This is a genomic window from Aquimarina sp. AU58 (assembly GCF_900312745.1).
In the GTDB taxonomy this organism is placed as follows: Bacteria; Bacteroidota; Bacteroidia; order Flavobacteriales; family Flavobacteriaceae; genus Aquimarina; species Aquimarina spinulae.
Map to the genome: position 1 here is coordinate 1 of NZ_OMPD01000006.1, position 21,244 is coordinate 21,244.

19 protein-coding genes are annotated in these 21,244 nt (G+C 34.6%); 12 read left to right on the forward strand and 7 right to left on the reverse strand.

Translation table 11 applies throughout. The annotated features are described in order from the left end of the window. The 3 genes from DK441_RS01365 to DK441_RS01375 form a co-directional block, all read left to right on the forward strand. On the forward strand, window positions 1-220 hold a 220-nt coding region (locus tag DK441_RS01365; protein WP_160111909.1), incomplete at its 5' end, for a hypothetical protein. Window positions 221-441: 221 nt separating this feature from the next. Continuing rightward, window positions 442-738, forward strand: a complete 297-nt coding sequence (locus tag DK441_RS01370; RefSeq protein ID WP_200822821.1) for a phage repressor protein — start codon at window positions 442-444, stop codon at window positions 736-738. Between the two features lie 72 nt (window positions 739-810). After that, complete coding sequence (locus DK441_RS01375) at window positions 811-1,524, forward strand: DUF434 domain-containing protein (RefSeq protein WP_109097148.1); 714 nt, start codon at window positions 811-813, stop codon at window positions 1,522-1,524. A 400-nt stretch (window positions 1,525-1,924) separates the two neighbouring features. Here DK441_RS01375 and DK441_RS01380 read toward each other — a convergent pair whose 3' ends face one another. Then, window positions 1,925-2,248, reverse strand: a complete 324-nt coding sequence (locus DK441_RS01380) for a hypothetical protein (protein WP_109097149.1) — start codon at window positions 2,246-2,248, stop codon at window positions 1,925-1,927. A gap of 330 nt (window positions 2,249-2,578) precedes the next feature. Between DK441_RS01380 and DK441_RS01385 the strand changes: the two genes are divergently transcribed. Continuing rightward, entirely contained in the window at window positions 2,579-3,610 is a 1,032-nt protein-coding gene (locus DK441_RS01385; protein WP_109097150.1) for an aldo/keto reductase, read from the forward strand. Here DK441_RS01385 and radA read toward each other — a convergent pair. Next, window positions 3,607-4,974 (reverse strand): DNA repair protein RadA, encoded by a 1,368-nt coding sequence (gene radA, locus DK441_RS01390; RefSeq protein WP_109097151.1) that lies wholly within the window; start codon window positions 4,972-4,974, stop codon window positions 3,607-3,609. The two genes, DK441_RS01385 and radA, sit on opposite strands and share 4 nt — an antisense overlap. 163 nt (window positions 4,975-5,137) lie before the next feature. On the opposite strand from radA, the gene DK441_RS26370 reads away from it, so the two are divergent. Beyond that, window positions 5,138-5,302 carry a hypothetical protein gene (locus DK441_RS26370; RefSeq protein ID WP_160111910.1) on the forward strand — a complete coding sequence of 55 codons (165 nt, stop codon included), beginning with the start codon at window positions 5,138-5,140 and terminating at the stop codon, window positions 5,300-5,302. Between the two features lie 69 nt (window positions 5,303-5,371). Here the strand turns inward: DK441_RS26370 and DK441_RS01395 are convergent, their stop codons facing one another. The 4 genes from DK441_RS01395 to panC are packed head-to-tail and all read right to left on the reverse strand — an operon-like array spanning window position 5,372 to window position 8,754. After that, complete coding sequence (locus DK441_RS01395; protein WP_074406914.1) at window positions 5,372-6,517, reverse strand: alpha/beta hydrolase; 1,146 nt, start codon at window positions 6,515-6,517, stop codon at window positions 5,372-5,374. A 48-nt stretch (window positions 6,518-6,565) separates the two neighbouring features. Beyond that, a complete protein-coding gene (locus tag DK441_RS01400; protein ID WP_109097152.1) occupies window positions 6,566-7,531 on the reverse strand; it encodes a lysylphosphatidylglycerol synthase transmembrane domain-containing protein in 966 nt (321 codons plus the stop codon). 3 nt (window positions 7,532-7,534) lie between these two features. Beyond that, window positions 7,535-7,885 (reverse strand): aspartate 1-decarboxylase, encoded by a 351-nt coding sequence (gene panD, locus DK441_RS01405; protein ID WP_024768330.1) that lies wholly within the window; start codon window positions 7,883-7,885, stop codon window positions 7,535-7,537. A gap of 20 nt (window positions 7,886-7,905) precedes the next feature. Next, entirely contained in the window at window positions 7,906-8,754 is an 849-nt protein-coding gene (gene panC, locus DK441_RS01410; protein WP_109097153.1) for a pantoate--beta-alanine ligase, read from the reverse strand. 112 nt (window positions 8,755-8,866) lie between these two features. Between panC and DK441_RS01415 the strand changes: the two genes are divergently transcribed. From DK441_RS01415 to DK441_RS01435, 5 genes are all read left to right on the forward strand, one after another. Next, window positions 8,867-9,676, forward strand: coding sequence for a glycogen/starch synthase (locus DK441_RS01415; RefSeq protein ID WP_109097154.1), 810 nt, complete (start codon window positions 8,867-8,869; stop codon window positions 9,674-9,676). A gap of 26 nt (window positions 9,677-9,702) precedes the next feature. Next, complete coding sequence (locus DK441_RS01420; protein ID WP_109097155.1) at window positions 9,703-11,346, forward strand: DUF4270 domain-containing protein; 1,644 nt, start codon at window positions 9,703-9,705, stop codon at window positions 11,344-11,346. Between the two features lie 22 nt (window positions 11,347-11,368). Next, window positions 11,369-13,216 (forward strand): glutamine--fructose-6-phosphate transaminase (isomerizing), encoded by a 1,848-nt coding sequence (gene glmS, locus DK441_RS01425; RefSeq protein ID WP_074406919.1) that lies wholly within the window; start codon window positions 11,369-11,371, stop codon window positions 13,214-13,216. A gap of 239 nt (window positions 13,217-13,455) precedes the next feature. Beyond that, on the forward strand, window positions 13,456-16,218 hold the full coding sequence (locus DK441_RS01430; RefSeq protein WP_109097156.1) for a TonB-dependent receptor domain-containing protein: 2,763 nt from the start codon (window positions 13,456-13,458) through the stop codon (window positions 16,216-16,218). A gap of 31 nt (window positions 16,219-16,249) precedes the next feature. Then, the gene (locus DK441_RS01435) at window positions 16,250-17,734 is read left to right on the forward strand and encodes a G-D-S-L family lipolytic protein (protein WP_109097157.1); all 1,485 of its coding nucleotides are present in this window, start codon (window positions 16,250-16,252) and stop codon (window positions 17,732-17,734) included. 53 nt (window positions 17,735-17,787) lie between these two features. On the opposite strand, the gene DK441_RS01440 is transcribed toward DK441_RS01435, so the two are convergent. Then, complete coding sequence (locus tag DK441_RS01440; protein WP_109097158.1) at window positions 17,788-19,062, reverse strand: sterol desaturase family protein; 1,275 nt, start codon at window positions 19,060-19,062, stop codon at window positions 17,788-17,790. A gap of 272 nt (window positions 19,063-19,334) precedes the next feature. On the opposite strand from DK441_RS01440, the gene atpD reads away from it, so the two are divergent. Both atpD and DK441_RS01450 read left to right on the forward strand, forming a co-directional pair. Beyond that, window positions 19,335-20,843 carry a F0F1 ATP synthase subunit beta gene (atpD, locus tag DK441_RS01445; RefSeq protein ID WP_074406923.1) on the forward strand — a complete coding sequence of 503 codons (1,509 nt, stop codon included), beginning with the start codon at window positions 19,335-19,337 and terminating at the stop codon, window positions 20,841-20,843. Window positions 20,844-20,937: 94 nt separating this feature from the next. After that, on the forward strand, window positions 20,938-21,216 hold the full coding sequence (locus DK441_RS01450) for a F0F1 ATP synthase subunit epsilon (RefSeq protein ID WP_106790997.1): 279 nt from the start codon (window positions 20,938-20,940) through the stop codon (window positions 21,214-21,216). Window positions 21,217-21,244: the final 28 nt, after the last annotated feature.

A 21,244-nucleotide genomic window follows, 5' to 3' on the forward strand; every position in this document is an offset into this window, starting at 1 on the left:
TAAAGGTAAGGCCTTACAACAGGCAAAACTACAATACCTAAGCACCGCTAATATCAATCGTACCGATCCTTTCTATTGGGGAGGATTTTACCTGGTAGGAGATACTACTGCAATGCAGTTTAATAACGACACCCAACTGTATTGGATTTTAGGATTGGGTATAGTAGCAGTTATGTTTTTGGTGGTGTTTTTGTATAGGAGGAGAACAAACAATACTTGATATTTGTTTAATTATTTGAGTTGTCATACCAGCGTAGGCTGGGGTCCATTTGAAAGATGTTTAAAGTATAGATTTGCCTAAATAAGACGACCGTTAACTAAGAGTTATGGATAATTCAAGTTAAATGCCTACTTTTGTACAAGTTCTTTGGAATTCAATTGGTATAGAATACCATACTCCATAGTTTATGAATTTATGTTTAATTTTTAAAACTATGTATGATGAATTGGAAAATTCAAAAACTATTGAATGGTGAGACTATTGTCTCCAAAGAACCTGGTAATTCTATGTTACCCATCTTAAAATCAAAACAACCTGTAATACTTGAACCCGTACATTGGGAAGATTGCGAAGCAGGAGACATTGTTTTTTGTAAAGTGAGAGGGAACTGTTTTACGCATTTGGTCAAAGGAAAAAATGCTAAACGAGGATTACTGATCGGTAATAACCGAGGACGCCTTAACGGGTGGACCAAAAATGTATATGGTAAGGTAATTGAAATATTACCGATGCCATAGAGATAGCGCTGAGAGCGCTTTTTTTGTTTATATACATCAACTTTATATACTGTTTTATCAAAGTAAATCTAAATGACTACTCGCAATAGAGGAAGAGAAGCTAGTGATGATCGATTGTTTGGAGAGTTGCCGATGCAGGAAAAATTAAAAGCAGCAGCAAAAGATATGTTGTATCTCCTTTCTCGCGGTTATGCAGAAAAATCATCTGTACAATTGGTAGGAAATCGTTATACCCTTAATGCACGACAACAAAGAGCTTTGCATGGTATGAGTTGTAGTGAACAACAAATTGTGATTCGTAATAAAAATAGGGTAACGCCAAAAATGTTAAAAGGGCAAACCATAGCGATAGATGGATTTAACCTATTGATTATTCTCGAAAGTGCCTTGTCTGGAGCATATATTTTTAAAGGGCTTGATGGATATTATCGCGATGTGTCAGGTGTTCATGGTACCTATAAACGAGTTCAAAAAACAGAAGAAGCTCTTCTAGTAATAGGAAATACACTTGATAAGCTTGGAGTAAGTTGGGTACACTGGTATTTTGATGCTCCGGTTTCTAACAGCGGGCGATTAAAAACAACACTTCGAGAATTAGCAGAACAACATCATTTTTCCTGGAAAATAGATTTGGTAAATAACCCAGATAAAGAATTAGCAAGCTCAGCACATATTGTAGTAAGCTCTGATGCCTGGATATTGGATAGAGCACAAAAAAATACAAACCTGGCCGCTTATCTCATTGATCATCATATCCAGGAGGCGAATATAATATGTGCAGAATAATGCTAAACAAATATCTTAGTTTGGTATAATACTTCAAAATAAGAGTTCCCTAACTCAAAACTACCATTCACTCATTCTGTGTTTTGTAAAATGATATTGCGCTTTACTTTTGAGTAAACCAATGAGCATATAAACACTTTATCTAGTATCTAAACTTGGAACAAGGGGTAAAAAAGTAAAATTCGAAAGGAAGAAATGTAGTGTTCAGATATAGAAACAAGATGATATAGGTTCATTCCTAAAATATATTTGATGGATGTTGGAGGAATAATTTTAGGTTGGTTTAGTGTGTGAAACGGATGCGGCAAGGGGTAGTCGTATCCGTTTTGATTAAAAAAAGAGCTTCTTATATAAGAAGCTCTTTTCTGGTTAAAATAAGGAAGAAGTCAGTAACTTGGTATCACCCTTTTTTATTTGGATCAAACCATTCTCCCCTAGCGTTGGTATATACCGTTTTAGTGTCGTTACCTATAGCAAGGATTAATTTGTAATTTCCAATCTTGTCAGTATAGGCCTCAGAAATACTAGCTTCTGGAAAATCTTTTTCTACAGCAGCTTTAATGATTTCAGAAAGCTTGTCTATTTTAACTTCTTTATAATCTTGCTGATTGGTAGAAGCTTCTGTTTTGGTAATGGGCAGAGCTTCTTCGACTTCTTGTGCAGATACGGTTTCGAATGAAAATAGGACAACACAGATAGCAGCTATGATACTTATCTTTTTCATATTTTTTAGAATTAGTTTTGTTATACTTTACTATATAAAAAGAAATTATCATTCCAGAATATAAAATGATTTAATTTCTATTTAAAACATTGATTATTAGTTTATTGTATTTTTTAGGTTTTTAACTTATTATTTCAAAACTGTTGATCTGGTATACCGATTGTAGATTTATTTCACATTTAGAAAAGAAAAAATGCAGAAATATAGATTGTGCTTTCATCAGATTTATTATGATAATTTTTACACTAACTAAGAGAAGAGTTTCTACTTTTGGTCATGAACTCTTTTAAACTTTTTTATTCTTAACTTAAAAATTTATAGCCAAAAAGAATGAAGTACACTACATTACCTGGTACAGATATACGAGTAAGTAAAATATGCCTGGGAAGCATGACCTGGGGAGAACAAAATACCGAAGAAGAAGGGCATCAACAGTTAGACTATGCCATCGATAAAGGGGTTAATTTTATTGATACGGCAGAGTTATATTCTGTACCGGCAAATAAGGAGACCCAAGGAAGCACAGAAAGAATTATCGGAACATGGTTAAAAAAAACCAATAAACGGAATGAGGTAGTTATTGCTACCAAAATTGTAGGGCCCAGAGATTTTGTTAATCATATTCGTACAGGTGGTTTTACAAAAGCAGAATTTACAGATGCGATACATAAAAGTTTACAGCGCTTACAAACTGACTATATTGATTTGTATCAATTGCATTGGCCAGAACGAAATACCAATTTCTTTGGAGTTAGGGGATATATTCATGACGAAGCAGAGCGATGGGAGGATAATTTTAGTGAAGTATTAAGTTACCTTCAGGATTTTGTTGCAGCAGGAAAGATAAGACAAATAGGCCTTTCTAATGAAACACCTTATGGAGTAATGCGCTATGCTGAAGAAGCTCGAAAAGGAGCACCAAAAATGATTACAGTTCAAAACCCTTATAATTTATTAAACCGAAAAGATGAGGTAGGTCTTACCGAAGTTTTACATCGCGAAAATATTGGGCATTTACCTTACTCTCCTCTTGGTTTTGGGCAATTAACAGGAAAATACCTCGAGGAAACCCCAAAAAATGCAAGAGTAACCTTATTTCCGCAATTTGCTAGGTATCATAATGAGAAATCGTTTGAAGCGACAAGGGCGTATAATGAAATAGCAAAAAAACATGGTATAAGCTTGACTCAAATGGCTTTGGCATTTATAAATGACCGCCCTTTTGTAACCAGTAATATTATTGGTGCTACATCACTGGATCAGTTAAAAGAAAATATTGGTAGTATCGATATCACCCTTTCTGATGCAATTTTAGATGAGATTGAGGCAGTACATGAAAATAATCCTAATCCTGCTCCTTAACCAAATAAAAACTCAACTACATCTTCGATTTTGGTAACCATCTGAATTTGAATTTGAGTATTTTGCAGAGATATTTTATTGTATTTAGAAACAAAGATAGTAGAGAAACCTAGTTTCTCTGCTTCTTGTATACGTTGCTCTACTTTGGTTACAGGGCGTATTTCTCCTGCCAGTCCAACCTCTGCAGCAAAGCAAAAATCTTTGGGGATAGGAATGTCCTCGCTTGAGGATAATATGGCAGCAACTACTGCCAGATCAATTGCAGGGTCATCTACAGAGATGCCTCCTGTGATATTAAGGAATACATCTTTGGCTCCCAACCTAAAACCAGCGCGTTTCTCTAAAACTGCCAGGATCATATTAAGGCGTTTAAGGTTATACCCTGTTGCACTGCGTTGCGGGGTCCCATATACGGCAGTACTCACCAAAGCTTGTACTTCTATCATAAGAGGCCTCATACCTTCTACGGTAGAGGCGATAGCAGTACCACTTAGTTCTTCTTCCTTTTTAGAGATCAGAATCTCACTGGGATTAGTAACTTCTCGTAGGCCACTTCCCTGCATTTCATAAATCCCTAACTCAGAAGTAGATCCGAATCTATTTTTTAAAGCACGTAAAATTCTGTATACATGGTTTCGATCTCCTTCAAACTGTAGTACGGTATCAACCATATGCTCCAGAATTTTTGGACCGGCAATATTACCATCTTTTGTGATATGGCCAATTAATACTACAGGCGTTGCAGTTTCTTTGGCAAACTTGATTAATTCTGTAGTACATTCTCTGATCTGAGAAATACTTCCTGCACTACTTTCTATATAATCGCTGTGCAAGGTTTGAATAGAATCTATAATAACAATATCGGGTTGAGTTTCCTCAATCTGCCTAAAGATATTTTGAGTTTTAGTTTCGGTAAGAATTAAGCAATTGTCTGTTTTAGAGTGAATACGTTCTGCACGCATCTTAATTTGTTGCTGGCTTTCTTCACCAGAAACATATAATGTTTTATAAGGTAATTTAAGACTAATTTGTAGTAACAATGTACTTTTTCCTATTCCTGGTTCGCCTCCCAGTAGTGTTAAAGAACCAGGCACCAACCCTCCTCCAAGTACCCGATTTAATTCGGCGTCATCTGTATTATAACGGGCTTCCTGGCTAGTGTCAATTTCTGAAATTCGTAAGGGCTTGGCCGTTCTATTGGTTTTAGGACTAGATGTAGCACTTTTCCAATCACTGGTCGAAGCTTTTTGAACGATTTCTTCGGCAATAGTATTCCACTCTTTACAGGATGTACATTGTCCTTGCCATTTGGAGTATTGTGCTCCACAATTCTGACAGAAAAAAACAGTTTTGGTCTTAGCCATATAAGATTGATAAGAGTGTAAAAATACTATTATTTTAATAATACAGTACACAAAAATGAACTCCTAAAATAAGTATCAAATATTTTTGCTTGGATTTTAAAAACCAACTTTCTTAATTGAAAATATAGTATATTTAGTACTTAACCAATAATAGTATATAATCATGAAAATTCTAAAATTAACAGGAGTAAAACCAATACGTAAAATTGCTCAAAAAGAAATTAATGGAGGAGGAAGACCCAACTGTATTGATCGTGCATGCATGAGAGCCTGTATACAAACGGGTCAGACGCCTTACGAGTGCTATATTGAATGTATGATTTGTTAAAATCAATAGCAATCAAAAACAAAAAGATCCTGAAAACAGGATCTTTTTTTATGCGTGCGATTGGTATGTTTACCAACCGAAATCTTCTTTAATTTTGTTAACCTTATCCAGCATATAATCTTTGGTTAAGAAAGCAACTTCAGAGAGTTGAAAACCACTTTCATAAGCTCTCATAGCTTTTTTGGGTTCTCCTGTTTGTTCATAGAACATTCCTAAATAATAATGCCCCAGCATTAAATCAGAATGTTCTTTTATAGCTAGCTTACCTAAAGGTTCTAATTCTGACCAGTTTTCCTTTTTTTCGAGAGCAGTAGATACAGCAATAAAATCGTTAATTCTTATTTTACGTTTAATGCCATACAGTTTTTCTGTAGTTTTATACATATCTACAAGATAGTCATAGGGTGAAGTTTCTAGTGTAAGAAGAACTTCTTTATATGTTTTCTTGCTTATCGGGCGATACATTTCAAAAATACCTTCGAGAGCATTAGGAATAGCTTTTCCAACCAAAGTATAATGAGAAGATTCTTCAAAGTTATCAAAGAAATAGCTCATTTCAGGATTTTCTATTACAGATAGTTTCTCATCTAATGCAATGAGGTTCTTTTTGATATTATCGGCATCATTAGTTGCAGTAGCCAGGTAATACCAAATGTCAGATGAAGTCTCTAATTTGCTCGAAATTCGATCCCCCATTGGTGGTCCTAATTCTGGGCTAATGCATATATATCCCTGAAAAATAGGATTGTCTTTAAATAAAAAGTAATTTATAAAATTAGCAGTATAATCATGCCCGACAATAATTTTAAGTTGTGCAGTACGATAATTTTCATTGAGGTAAGGAACAAGCTCTTGTCCTATAAATTCATAAAATTCTGCGCCTTTTAGAGTGGGTAAAAACTCTGCAGTATCATATCTGCAATCATCTTCTCTGGTTTTTCTTTGATTAACACCAACAACGATTGATTCTGGCATATCTTCCCAATAGGAAAAATAATCCACGTTTCCGGCGACGGGTTCGAATAAGTAATCCCCATCAAGAACAATAATCAAGGGATATATTTTGTCTTCATTTTTCTTATAATTACGCGGAAGCTGAATTTTTAACTCTCTACTTTGGTCTAATTTGATAGATCTGAAAGACTCATATATTGTTTGTCCATAGCTGGAAACAACAAAAATACAAGCTATAATAAGAGTCACACTTTTTTTCATAAGTATTAGGATTAAGGTTAAGCAAGGGACAATATATAAATTATTTCGTTATTGTTCTCTGTTTAAAATAGGGAGAAACAAAAAGGATAACGCCCCAATGACTATATTTATTGCGGTCTGTGAGGTCCATAATATCCAGCCAAAAGCTTCTCCTGCTGGTTTTTCGATATCAAAAAGTAATAAAATTGCAGCAATAGCGATAGGAAATGCACCAATACCTCCATTAGTAGTAGACATAGCAAATGATCCCGCTACAAAGGTGGCCAATATGGGGCCTATAGATAAAGAAGCAGTTTCGGGAACCGTAAATTTAATAACATAAAACATCACTACATAAAGTGTCCATATAAGAAAAGTATGAAACACAAAAGCTCTTTTTTGTCTTATCTTAGAAATGCTTTTTACTCCTTCTAGAAGACCATTTCCAAAATTTCGCAATTTAATAAGTATTGGATTGCTAGAAGTTTTTATGATTTTAAGGAACATTATTCCGGCAAGTAGTAGCCCAAGTAAAATGGCAAGAGTAATAAAAGGGCTTGCAATTTTTTCTTCTAAGTACGATAAAAGAAGTTCTGATTGAAAAAGTAGTGTGATGCCTATCACTAATAAAAGCATAAGCAAATCAATAACTCGTTCTGAGATAATGGTTCCGAAAGCTTTTTTAAAAGGAACACCTTCATACGTTGATATCGTACCACCACGTAGAATTTCTCCAGATCTTGGGATTCCCAGATTCGCAAGATACCCCACCATAACAGCCATAAAACTATTGGATAGTTTGATTGGATATCCCAAAGGTTCTAATAAAAATTTCCACCGGTATGCTCTTGAGAGATGGGAGATAATTCCCAAAATTACAGAAAGAATAATCCATTTGGGATCTGCTTGTGTAATATACTGAAGCGTTTTTTGTCTTTCTTCTGGGGTTGCCGAAGTGATAGAATACCAAATTAAAAAAACTCCCAATGCTAAAGGGAGTATAATTTTAAGAAACTTTATAAGTTTAGGATTCACTATTTATTTTAATAAATTATTTTCCTCGTTTGGGAAAAGAAGTCTTGGTTTGAAGTTTTTAGCTTCTTCAATATCCATCATGGCATAGGTGATTAGTATTAATACATCTCCTTTTGCTACTTTTCGAGCAGCAGCACCATTTAATGTAATTTCACCACTGTTTCTGGGTCCTGGGATAGCGTAAGTTTCTAAACGCTCTCCATTATTATTATTTACAATCTGTACCTTTTCTCCTTCAACAATATTAGCAGCATCCATTAGATCTTGATCTATTGTTATACTACCGATATAATTAAGATCGGCACCAGTCACCTTAACGCGATGAATTTTTGATTTTACTACGTGTACAAACATGTTACAAAGTTAGTTATTTTTTAATTTAGGGCAATGTTATCAATGAGTCTTATTTCTCCTGCAAATACAGCTATAAAAGCTCTGTATTTGGTGTCTTTTTGTTTTCGTTTAATGGACTTTAAGTCAGATACCTTTGCAATTTCAAAGTATTCTAATTTTAACTCATTATTGTTTTTGAATTGTTCTGACACCCATTTGTTTAAGGTATGAACACTTTTTGTGCCAAAGTCTTTTTTCACCTGTTTCAGAGTCGAATAAATCAAAGGAGATTCACTAAGTTGTTTCTGATTAAGTCTTTTGTTTCGAGAGCTTAAAGCTAATCCACTTTCTTCTCTATAGATAGGGCAACCAATAATTTGAACTGACATTTTTTCAATTTCAACTAATTTTTTAACAATTTGAAGTTGTTGAAAATCTTTTTCGCCAAAGTAGGCTTTATCTGGATTAACAATAGTAAAGAAATGTTTTAAGACTGTCCCAACTCCATCAAAATGACCAGGCCTGTATTTGCCCTCCATTTCATTTTCTAATCCCCCAAAATCATAATTAATCGATAACATTTCATCTCCATACACCTCTTTTGGTGTAGGAGCAAATACAATTATTTCTTTAGATAATTCTGATAAAAGCTCAATATCAGAATCCAAAGTTCGAGGATAATTAACTAAATCTTCGGTAGTATTAAACTGTGTAGGGTTTACAAAAATACTAACTACAACTTTTTGATTTTCCTTGAGAGCTCTTTCTATTAGTGCAAGATGGCCCTTATGCAATGCTCCCATTGTGGGAACAAAACCAATAGTTTTGTTCTGCTTATTAAAAGCTGCAACATCGTCTAGTATATCTCGTCTTTTTCCGTGTACCCGCATTTGGTGTATAACTTAAAGGCGTGCAAAAATAAGATATTACTGGCAGACTGCATAAATTTTCGTAATTTTGCAAAATTAATTCCAAAAGGAGGACGATAAAAGTATCGATTATATGAAAGATAAGAGGATATTGTATGTATCATCAGAAGTAATACCTTACCTGCCAGAGACTGAAATCTCATCTATGTCTTTTGAAGCACCAAGAATGGTAAATAATAAAGGGGGGCAAATAAGAATTTTTATGCCTAGATATGGCAATATCAATGAGAGGAGGCATCAGTTGCACGAAGTAATTCGGCTTTCGGGTATGAATTTAGTAATTAATGACCTGGATATGCCCCTTATTATTAAAGTTGCTTCGATTCCAAAAGAACGAATGCAAGTTTATTTTATCGATAATGAGGATTATTTTAAAAGAAAAGCAACGTTAACTGATGAAGAAGGAAAATTATTTCCGGATAATGATGAACGAGCAATCTTTTTTGCCAAAGGAGTGATTGAAACAGTTAAGAAATTAAACTGGTCACCAGATGTGATTCATGTGCATGGATGGTTAGCTTCTCTTTTACCATTATACTTAAAGAATTATTATGCTAATGAACCTCTTTTTGGTCAAAGTAAAATTGTTACTTCTGTGTATAATAATGGTTATGACGGGATATTGGATAAGAATATGTTGGGAAAAGTAAAGTTTGACGGAATAGATGAAGAAAAAATAAGTGATTTAGCTCAACCAACATATAGTAACCTTATGAAGGTGGCTGTTGATAATTCTGATGCTATTATTGTGGGGTCCGAAGAAATTCCATCTGAGCTTGTAGAACATTTAAAAACAATAGACCAACCAGTTTTAGAATATAAAAAACCAGATGAATTTGCTGATGCCTATGAAAACTTCTATCAGACAGAGGTATTGGTGTAAGCGTAAGCAAAACGACGAAATTATTTATGAAATTGAAGAATATTTTAATTAGAATAACGGCTATAGTAGCTGTTGTTTTTACCTTTTTGTCTTGTAACGATGATTTTGATTCTGTTGGTAGTGAGGTTGTTGGAGGTGTTAATTTTGAAGACAAACAGTACTCTGTAGAGCCGATAGCATATAGTAAAAAATTCGAAAGAGTACGTACAAATAGTTTGCCAATTGATCAACGAGGAACTGCTCATTCTAATTTGTTAGGAGTCTATAATGATCCTATATATGGACAATCAGTATATAGTATTTTATCTCAGATTGAACCTTCAAAATTCGATCCAACTTTTGGGACTAAAGCAGTATTAGACAGTGTTGTTTTTAGTTTGCCATATTTTAGTACCGCGACAAGCACAGCATCGGTTCAAATAGGTAATGTTACCGAGACAGCAACTACTTATAGATTGGATTCAATTTATGGAAACCAACCTGTTAAACTCTCGTTGTATAAATCTAATTACTTTCTAAGGGATTTTGATCCAGAATCTAATGAAAGACAAGTCTATTATTCTGATGATGTCGAAACTAATTTTGGTGCAGAAGTAGAACAAACATTGCTTTATACTAATAATAGTTTTGTTCCTTCTGCTAAAGAAATTATTACAACAACCGAGACGGTTACCAATGGGGAGACTACAACCAAAAGAGAGAGGTTAACTCCTAGGTTAAGAGTTGAACTTCCAGATGAGACAAAAACCCTGTTTTCAAAGTTGTTTCTGGATAAAGTAGGTAGTCCAGAACTTAGCAGTGTAAATAATTTTAGAAATTATTTTAGAGGAATTTATATTAAGGTAGAACCTGTTAATAATAGTGGAAATCTAATATACCTTAATACAAGAAATGCTCAGATAACCCTTTATTACAGTTTTGAAGAAACCACAAATGAGGTTACTACAATTAAACAGGATAAACTGGATTTAAATTTTACTAATACTTTTATAAATTCTATAAATACTACCTTAGATCCAACCATTGCTGAAGAGCTAAAAGAAGAGAATCAGGATATGGTAAATGGAGAAGATAATTTATATCTAAAAGGTGGTGATGGTTCATATGCAGTAATCGATTTATTTGGAGGCAATGTTACTAATGAAAATGGCGAAGAAGAAAATGAACTTAGTTTCTTAAAAAGGCAAGATTGGTTAATTAACGATGCAAGTTTAAAATTCTATATAGACCAGGATAAAGTAACGGGAGGAGATACAGAACCCGAAAGAATCTTTATATTTAATATTGAGACAGGAGGAGTTCTTCTCGATTATTTTTTGGATGGAAGTGCTAATGCAGATGCTCCCTTGACTTCTGTTATTAGCCATTTGGGAAGAATCAGTCGTGATTCTGATAAGAACGGAGAATTTTATAGAATAAGAATGACACAACATGTCCTGAACATTTTAAAAGGTGAAATTGAAAATACTAAACTAGGATTATCAGTGTCTCAAAACGTAAACATATTAACAAGCGCAATAGGCGATACCCCTACAACTAAAAATGAGATAATTCCCTCCTCATCAATAGTTTCCCATGAAGGAACAGTGCTCTACGGAAATGGAGTAAATGTTCCTGAATCAAAACGTTTAAAACTTGATATTTTTTATACATCATCAAAGGAAAACTAACAATATTTTAAAAACTTAAATTATGTGCGGAATTGTAGGGTACATAGGGCATAGAGAAGCCTATCCAATTGTTTTAAAAGGTTTAAAAAGATTAGAGTACAGAGGCTATGACTCTGCAGGGATAGCTCTTTACGATGGAAAAGACATCAAATTGTCTAAAACCAAAGGAAAAGTAGCAGATCTGGAAAAGCGATTGTTAAAAGAAATTCCTACAAAAGGAACTATAGGAATAGGACACACCAGATGGGCGACACACGGAGTTCCTAATGATGTGAATTCACATCCACATTATTCTAACTCTGGTAATCTGGTAATCATTCATAACGGAATCATAGAAAATTATGATGCTCTCCGTAAAGAATTGATTAATCGAGGATATACATTTACCTCAGAAACCGATACAGAAGTATTAGTAAATCTTATAGAAGATGTAAAAACTAAAGAAAATGTAAAACTGGGTAAAGCAGTTCAGATCGCTCTAAATCAAACTATAGGGGCGTATGCAATTGCTGTTTTTGATAAGCAAAAACCAGATGAGATTGTTGTTGCAAGATTGGGTAGTCCGCTAGCTATCGGTGTGGGTGAAGATGAGTTTTTTATAGCCTCCGATGCATCTCCTTTCATAGAATATACAAATAATGCAATTTACCTCGAAGATGGAGAAATGGCTGTTGTAAGAAGAAATAAGGGAGTTAAAGTAAGGAATATTAAAGACGATAAACCAGTAGATCCATATTTGCAAGAACTGCAAATTAACCTGGAGCAAATAGAAAAAGGAGGATATGATCATTTTATGCTCAAAGAAATTTATGAGCAGCCTAATGCGATTAGCGATACCTATAGAGGTAGAATGCGAGTTGCAGAAGGAATTATAAAAATGGCAGGTATTGATGATAACCTTGCTAAACTATTAAATGCAAAACGCATCATTGTTATTGCTTGTGGTACCTCATGGCACGCTGGTTTAGTAGCAGAATATATTTTTGAGGAATTAGTTCGCATACCTGTAGAGGTAGAGTATGCATCAGAGTTTAGATATCGAAACCCGGTAATACATCAGGATGATGTTGTAATCGCAATATCACAAAGTGGTGAGACGGCAGATACAATGGCTGCAATTAAACTTGCTAAAGAAAATGGAGCTTTTGTTTTTGGGGTCTGTAATGTGGTTGGATCTTCAATCTCTAGAGAAACTCATGCTGGAGCTTATACCCATGCCGGACCAGAAATAGGGGTTGCTTCTACAAAAGCATTTACGACTCAAATAACAGTGCTATCTTTAATAGCATTAAAACTGGCAGAGAGAAAAGGAACAATTTCTAATAGCGATTTTCATTATTACCTGCAGGAATTAGAGCGAATTCCAGAAAAAGTTAAAAAGACTTTAGAGTCTAATGATCATATTAAGTTTATCGCAGATACCTATAAAGATGCAAAAAACTTCCTGTATTTGGGTAGAGGATATAATTTTCCTGTTGCATTAGAAGGAGCATTAAAATTAAAGGAGATATCATATATACATGCAGAAGGATACCCGGCAGCAGAAATGAAACATGGGCCAATAGCATTAATTGATGAACAAATGCCAGTTGTTGTAATAGCCACCAAAAAAGGACACTATGATAAAGTGGTAAGTAATATTCAGGAAATTAAATCCAGAAAAGGAAAGATTATCGGGATTGTTACAGAAGGAGATGTTACTGTGAAAGAACTGGCTGATCATGTTATAGAAATACCAGAAACAGAAGAATTTTTGACACCTCTTCTTACAACAATACCACTGCAATTATTATCATATTATATTGCTGTAATGTTGGATAAAAATGTAGATCAACCAAGAAATCTTGCAAAGTCTGTAACTGTAGAATAACGAGTTCTCTTAAATAGAAATCAATTAAAATATGGTAACCCTATCTGAAAATTTTCGGATAGGGTTTTTAGCTTTTATTAGAGCTTTTAATAGAGGTAGAATAATAAATAAAAACTACTAAATGATGATAATGTTGTATAATGGTTTTTTCAATAATGAAATCACAAAGTTTTGGCTATTTTATTGAAAGATTATTAAAAAAACGTATATTGTTGTCATAACTATTAAAACTTAGGGGCATGAAAAAAATTACATTAGTAATAATGATGATGGTATGCATTATTGCTACTGCACAAACAACAATTAGCGGAAAGGTCGTTGATGATGGTAACCAACCTATTCCAGGAGCTAATATTACATTAAAAAATTCTTCTTCGGGAACAGTAGCAGATTTTGACGGTATTTTTACTTTAACAGTTCAGGAATCACCCCCTTTTACAATAATAGCCAGTTCTGTAGGATTTGAATCCTCATCAATAGATATATCTTCACAAACTGTAGATTTGACTATTGTATTGAAAGAAGGTACAGAGCTTGATGAAGTAGTTATTTCGGCTTCCAGAACACCAGAACGTATCTTCGAATCTCCGGTGAGTGTTGAACGTTTCGGAATTAAAGAAATAAAGAATACACCTTCGGTAGATTTTTATGATGGATTAGAAAATCTTAAAGGAGTTGATGTTAATACTAACAGTCTAACATTTAAATCGATTAACACCAGAGGATTTGCAACATTTGCAAATACTCGTTTTGTTCAATTGGTAGATGGGATGGATAACACTGCCCCAGCTCTCAATTTTGTGTTAGGAAACCTGTTGGGAATGACAGAACTAGATGTTAATAGTGTAGAACTACTGCCAGGAGCATCTTCTGCATTGTATGGAGCAAATGCTTTTAATGGAATTCTATTCATGACGAGTAAAAATCCATTTGACCATCATGGGATTAGTGCATATTTTAAAGGCGGAATTACTTCGCAAGAAGCAGCAGGAGATAATGAGTTTTATGATTATGGGATTAGGGTTGCACATAAGTTCTCAGAGAAATTCGCCGCAAAAGCTAATTTCTCGTATCTGCGAGGTACAGATTGGTTTGCAACCAATACCGTTAATGTTTTAAACCCGACTACAGATAGATCAGACCCTAATTATGACGGTCTTAATGTGTATGGTGATGAGGTAAGTACAAATATAAGAGGTGTAGGAGAAGCTCTTGTAAATAGGGGGATTTTACCGGCTGGAGCCGAAAACTTACTGCCAGACCAAAGTGTTAGTAGAACAGGGTATAATGAGCAAGACTTAAATGCTAATAAAGCAGAAAGTATAAAATTTGATGCAGCATTACATTATAGACCATTTGCTAATGATTTTGAAGTTATTTATAACGGAAAAGTAGGTAGAGGAACTACAATTTATCAAGGAGCAAATAGATATTCAATTCGTAATTTTTTCTTACAGCAGCATAAATTAGAATTTAAAAATAATAACTTTTTTGTTAGAGGGTATTTAACAGATGAAAGTGCAGGAGATTCTTATGATATACGATTTACCGGAATTAATATTAATAGAAAATGGAAAGACGACCAAACTTGGTTTGGTGAATATGCAGGTGCATTTGTTCAGGCAACACTAGCTGGCCAATTGCCAGAACAGGCCCATCTTATTGCAAGACAAACTGCAGATACAGGTCGACTTATACCAGGAACACCGGGGTTTGAACAAGCTTTTCAAACCGTAACCAATGATCCGAATCTATTAACCGGATCAAAATTTCAAGATGCTACTCAGTTAAGACATGTAGATGTTAATTATAATTTGAGTCATATTACGGGAGATTTTGCAGATATTCAGGTAGGAGGATCGTTTAGAGAATATAAATTGAATTCTTCGGGTACAATCTTTACAGATTTTGACAAACCTATTAGGTATTCTGAATATGGAGCATATACACAAATTCAGAAAAAATTTGCAGACGAAAGAGTAAAAGTAACAGGATCTGTGCGGTATGATAAATCAGAATTATTCGATGGTAATTTATCACCTAGATTATCAATAGGATATACCTTGGGTACTGAAAGAAATCATAATATCCGAGCTTCTGTGCAAACAGGATTTAGAAACCCGACTACGCAGGATTTGTATATTGGTCTGGATGTAGGGCGTGCAATATTAGTTGGATCAGCTAGAGATAATCTAGACAGAGATGTAAGGTCATTTAGTGATTTAAGTGGTGCTGGAGAAACCATTGTAGGATCAGATACTGTTACTATAACAGGAAGAGCTGCTTACGAAAATTCGTTTTCTGCAAACTCTGTAGCAAATGGAGCACCAGAAGCTTCTAATGCCAATCTTGTTGAGCCAGAAAAAATTACTGCTTTCGAAGTAGGATATCGTGGTAAAGTAAAGAAATTTATTATTGACCTAAGCGGGTATTATAACCAGTATACAGATTTTATATCAAATGAAAATGTGATTGTACCATTGTATGGTCAGGTGGGAGACGGAACATTATCACTTCTTGCATTACAGAATGATGATTTTAAGGTGTATCAAGCCTATACAAATTCGGACGTAGATATAAAATCTTTTGGAGGCACAATTGGTGTAAACACCAGAATTCCTGGAGATTTTGATTTAGGAGTTAATTACACATATGCCGAACAGGATTTTGATAAAGATAAAGATCCTGATTTCATAACTAATTTTAATACTCCAAAACATAAAGTAAAAGCTACTTTTGGACATGCAAATTTGTTTAAAAACTTTGGCTTTAATACAAGTTATCGTTGGAGTGATAGTTACTTCTGGGAAGCATCATTTGGAAATGGAAATATACCATCTTTCTCGGTTATCGATGCCCAGATAAATTATAAGATTCCAAAATTGAAAACTACTCTTAAAGCGGGTGCAACCAACATTGGAGGGGATGAATACTTTACGGCATTTGGAACTGGATTTATTGGATCCCAGTATTACATAGGCTTGTCAATAAATAATTTGTAGGCTACGATTAAAAACAATTAAAAAAGAACAGATGAATACTCAATATAAATGGTTAATACTCCTGTTAATTTTTGGATGTATTTCTTGCGAATCAGATGATGATGCCTCTACTACAGGTGGAGAAGTGGTAATTACCTCTGGGAATGCGGATTTTTCAAAATATGTTTCCTTAGGGAATTCTTTGGCTGCCGGATTTACCGATGGGGCCTTGTTTATTGCTGGACAGGAAAATTCGATGCCTAATATTTTGGCAAAGCAATTTGCTCTGGCTGGGGGAGGAGAATTTACACAGCCTTTAATGAATGATAATATAGGAGGAGCCCTGATAGCAGGAACCCCTACTTTAAATCCAAGATTTTATTTTTATAGTGATCCAAATCCTGATCCACCTAATGAATCAGGACCACGATTATTAGGAACTACGCCAGGAGATGATACTCCAGAAATACCCACCACAGAAATAACAAATATAATATCAGGACCTTTTAATAATATGGGAATTCCTGGAGCCAAAAGTTTTCATTTACCTGCAGCAGGATATGGTAATGTAGCAGGGTTACCAAGTATGGCTAATCCTTATTTTGTGAGAATTGCTTCTGGTCCTACAGCCTCTGTACTTGGAGATGCTATGGCTCAGAATCCAACATTTTTTTCGTTGTGGATCGGTAATAACGATGTTTTGGGATATGCTTTGTCGGGAGGAGATGGTACAGATCCGATTACAGATGAAACTATATTTACGCAGGCTTATAATGCGATAGTTACCACGTTAACTTCTGGTCAAGCAAAAGGAGTAGCGTTTAATATTCCTGATGTAACATCTATACCACATTTTACAACTGTGCCTTATAACCCTGTTCCTTTAGATGCTGCAACAGCAGGAGCTGTTAATCAGGGATATGCAGCCTATAATGCAGGCTTGTTGCAAATAGAAGGCCTTGGAGGAATTGATGAAGCAGAAAGAAAAGCCAGGACAATCGAGTTTGCAGCAGGGCAAAATGCAGTAGTAATAGAAGATGAAAGTCTAACAAATCTAACCACGTCTGGTTTGCCAAATTACAGACATGCTACCGCAGAAGATTTATTAATATTACCAAGTTCTTCTTTTATCGGTACTACCGTTGGAGGAAATCCATTATTAATAAACGGAGTTTCAGTTCCTTTAGAAGATAAATGGGTGTTAATACCTTCCGAACAACAGGAAATATCTGCTGCGACTACTACGTTTAATACGATAATAAGTACAGCAATACAGCAAGCTGGTTTAGCATTTGTAGATGCAAATACAATTCTTAAAGAAGCTTCAGAAAACGGAGTAATGTTTGATGATTTTTTACTGCAGGATGATTTGGTTTTTGGTGGTGCTTTTTCTTTAGATGGAGTGCACCCTACAGCTAGAGGCTATGCTTTTTTAGCAAATAAAGCAATAGAGTCTGTAAATACTACATACGGTTCTAATCTGCCAATGGTAAAAGCAGTAGATTATCCAACTTTTTATTCGGCTTTGTTAAAATAGAACGTGCAATCTAAAATAATATGACCTGCTTTAGGTATTCTAAAGTGGGTTTTTTATGCTGTTTGCTGAATAGTATGAGAATTGTAATTTCTTTCTATTAATTGAAAATATATAGAAAGTAAAAAAGATATAAGTATATATCCTAAAACTACAAATGTAGCTCCCTGAAAAATGGTGTCAATATCAAACCAACTACCATAGTAAAGTATAAAATATAATCCCATTGCAAGCTTAATACATTCTGCAAACAAAGAAATTATATGTCGATCCATTAGAGATGTATAAGCAAATATTGATACTCCTAGAAAGATAGAGTAGTTTACAATTTGGATAAACTCCAGATCGGCAACACTAATCAATAAGTAATACATAAGTGCTACTGTAATTACAAGCTGAACCCATGACCACAATTTTAATACCAATGAACTTTCTGTTTTATATTTTTGTCTTGAATAAGGGTTTGTAATGATTTGTATAGGATATTTTTCTTTTACATCCTCTGGTCGCCATCCCGTTGGCATAAACCATATCTTAATTTTATCAAGCCAATTTTGGGTTCTCCAAGCATCTTTTAATATTCCCCAAATGTGCATAAAATTGATAAAGAAAGGATTCCAGGTATTTACAGGTTTTTTTACACCATAAACCGGTGGTTTGTCTTGTAATTCCTCTTGAAAAGTTCCAAAAAGTTTATCCCAGAAAATGAATATTTCAGAATAGTTTTTATCCAGATATTCATCGTTAATAGCATGATGAACCCTGTGATGAGAAGGAGTAACAATAATATGCTCTAAAAACCCCATTTTGTTGATCAGTCGGGTATGATACCAAAATTGAGCAAAGAAATGAATAGGAGCAACAAATGCAACTATATTTGCAGGGATTCCAACTAATGCTAATGGGATATATAGAAAAAAATAAATAGCAACTATTGCAGATACATTTTGACGTAAAGCGCATGCTAAATTAAATTCTTCACTACTATGATGTATAATATGCCGGTTCCAGAATACATTTATCGTATGATTAAGGCGGTGTGACCAATAGCCAACAAAATCCAACCCGATAAAGGTTAGGATATATATCAAAATTGTAGATTTAATTTCTATTAAAGCCAGATGTTCAACCATCCATTCGTAGCTTAAAATAATAACAGTAAGGCCTATCAGGCTTTTGAGCGTGTTTGTGATACCAGAACTAATACTCGAAATTGTATCCATACCTTCATTAACCGGTATTTTTTTCCATCTACTAATTAAATATTCGATAAGTATAAGTACAATAAAGCCGGGTATTGCATAGCTTAATGCTGTTGCATAAGTTTCCATTTAATGAGTTTTATCTAAAAATAAGGATAAATATTTATTTCGAAAAACTAATTCATTCAAACAATTCGAACCTATCATATAACCGTAAAAAAAGAGATGTCATGGGAGTTGAAAAAAGAAGTAAAGTGCTAGTTGAAAAAAACTAAAGAAATTGAGTTATTTTTTTCATTTTAAAAGACTATATTTGCAGCCTGAAAAAAGCTAGTATTCAGTATGGTTGAGTGCTTGGTTTTTTTAACATAGTTAAATACTAAACATTAAATAGTTATATAATGTCTAAAGTTACGGGTAAAGTATCTCAAATTGTAGGTCCGGTTATCGATGTAGAATTCGCAGCTGGTACTGAATTACCAAAAATTTATGATTCGTTAGAAATTAACAAAACAGACGGTAGTATACTAGTGTTAGAGGTTCAGTCTCACATTGGTGAAGATACTGTGCGTACTATTGCAATGGATTCCAGTGATGGATTGAGCAGAGGAATTGAAGTAGTTGCAACAGGAGCTCCTATCCAAATGCCAATAGGTGGTGACGTATATGGACGTCTATTTAATGTAATTGGGGATGCGATTGATGGTCTTGGTGATCTTCCTAAAGCAGGAAAAGAAGGACTTCCAATTCACCGTCAAGCTCCTAAATTTGAAGATTTATCAACTTCTACAGAAGTTTTATTTACAGGAATTAAAGTAATTGATCTTATAGAGCCTTACGCAAAAGGAGGTAAGATTGGATTATTTGGTGGTGCCGGTGTAGGTAAAACAGTACTTATTCAGGAGTTGATTAATAATATTGCAAAAGGACATGGTGGTCTTTCTGTATTTGCAGGAGTAGGAGAAAGAACACGTGAAGGTAATGACCTTCTTCGTGAAATGCTAGAATCTGGAATTATCAAATACGGAGATGATTTTATGCACTCTATGGAAAATGGAGGATGGGATCTTTCTAAAGTAGATAAAGAAGTAATGAAAGAATCTAAAGCTACTTTCGTATTTGGACAAATGAATGAGCCTCCAGGAGCACGTGCACGTGTAGCACTATCGGGTCTTACTATTGCAGAATATTTCCGTGACGGAGCTGGAGATGGACAAGGAAAAGATGTACTTTTCTTCGTAGATAATATCTTCCGTTTTACACAAGCAGGTTCTGAGGTATCAGCACTTCTGGGACGTATGCCATCAGCGGTAGGTTACCAACCTACATTAGCAACAGAAATGGGTGTGATGCAGGAACGTATTACTTCTACAAAGAAAGGATCGATTACATCTGTACAGGCAGTTTATGTACCTGCAGATGACCTTACCGATCCTGCACCAGCAACAACATTTGCTCACTTAGATGCAACAACAGTATTATCACGTAAAATTGCAGAGCTTGGTATTTATCCAGCGGTAGATCCATTAGATTCTACTTCAAGAATCCTTTCGGCAGACATTCTTGGTGATGAGCACTATAATTGTGCACAACGAGTAAAAGAGCTATTACAACGCTATAAAGAATTACAGGATATTATTGCTATCCTTGGTATGGAAGAACTATCTGAAGAAGATAAGTTAGCTGTAGGACGTGCACGTCGTGTACAACGTTTCTTGTCTCAACCATTCCATGTAGCAGAACAATTTACTGGTATTCCAGGATGCTTAGTAGATATTAAAGATACCATTAAGGCATTTACAATGATTATGGATGGTGAATTAGATCACCTGCCAGAAGCAGCATTTAACCTTAAAGGAACAATCGAAGAAGCTATAGAAGCTGGTGAAAAAATGTTAGCAGAGGCATAAATTAGTAGTGAGAAGTTAGTAATTGAGTAGTGAGATTAGTTTCTTTCTCATTATTGTCTAAATACTAATTACTCAATACTCAATACTTAAAAATATGTATTTAGAAATAGTAACTCCAGAAGCAATATTATTTAGTGGTGAAGTAACTTCGGTTGCTGTACCAGGAATAGATGGAGAGTTTCAGATGTTAGATAATCACGCACCTATTGTTTCTTTACTAGGAAAAGGAGATGTAAAAGTGTATGGTGAGATGAATCTAGAAGAAGAAGTTGCTGATAAATTCACCAAAGGTGGAAATGGAGCAACACTACTTTCTATTACCTCGGGAACTATCGAAATGAAAGATAATAAGGTTATTGTACTTGCAGATTAGCACAGTACTTAATTAAGGTTTTTTTATT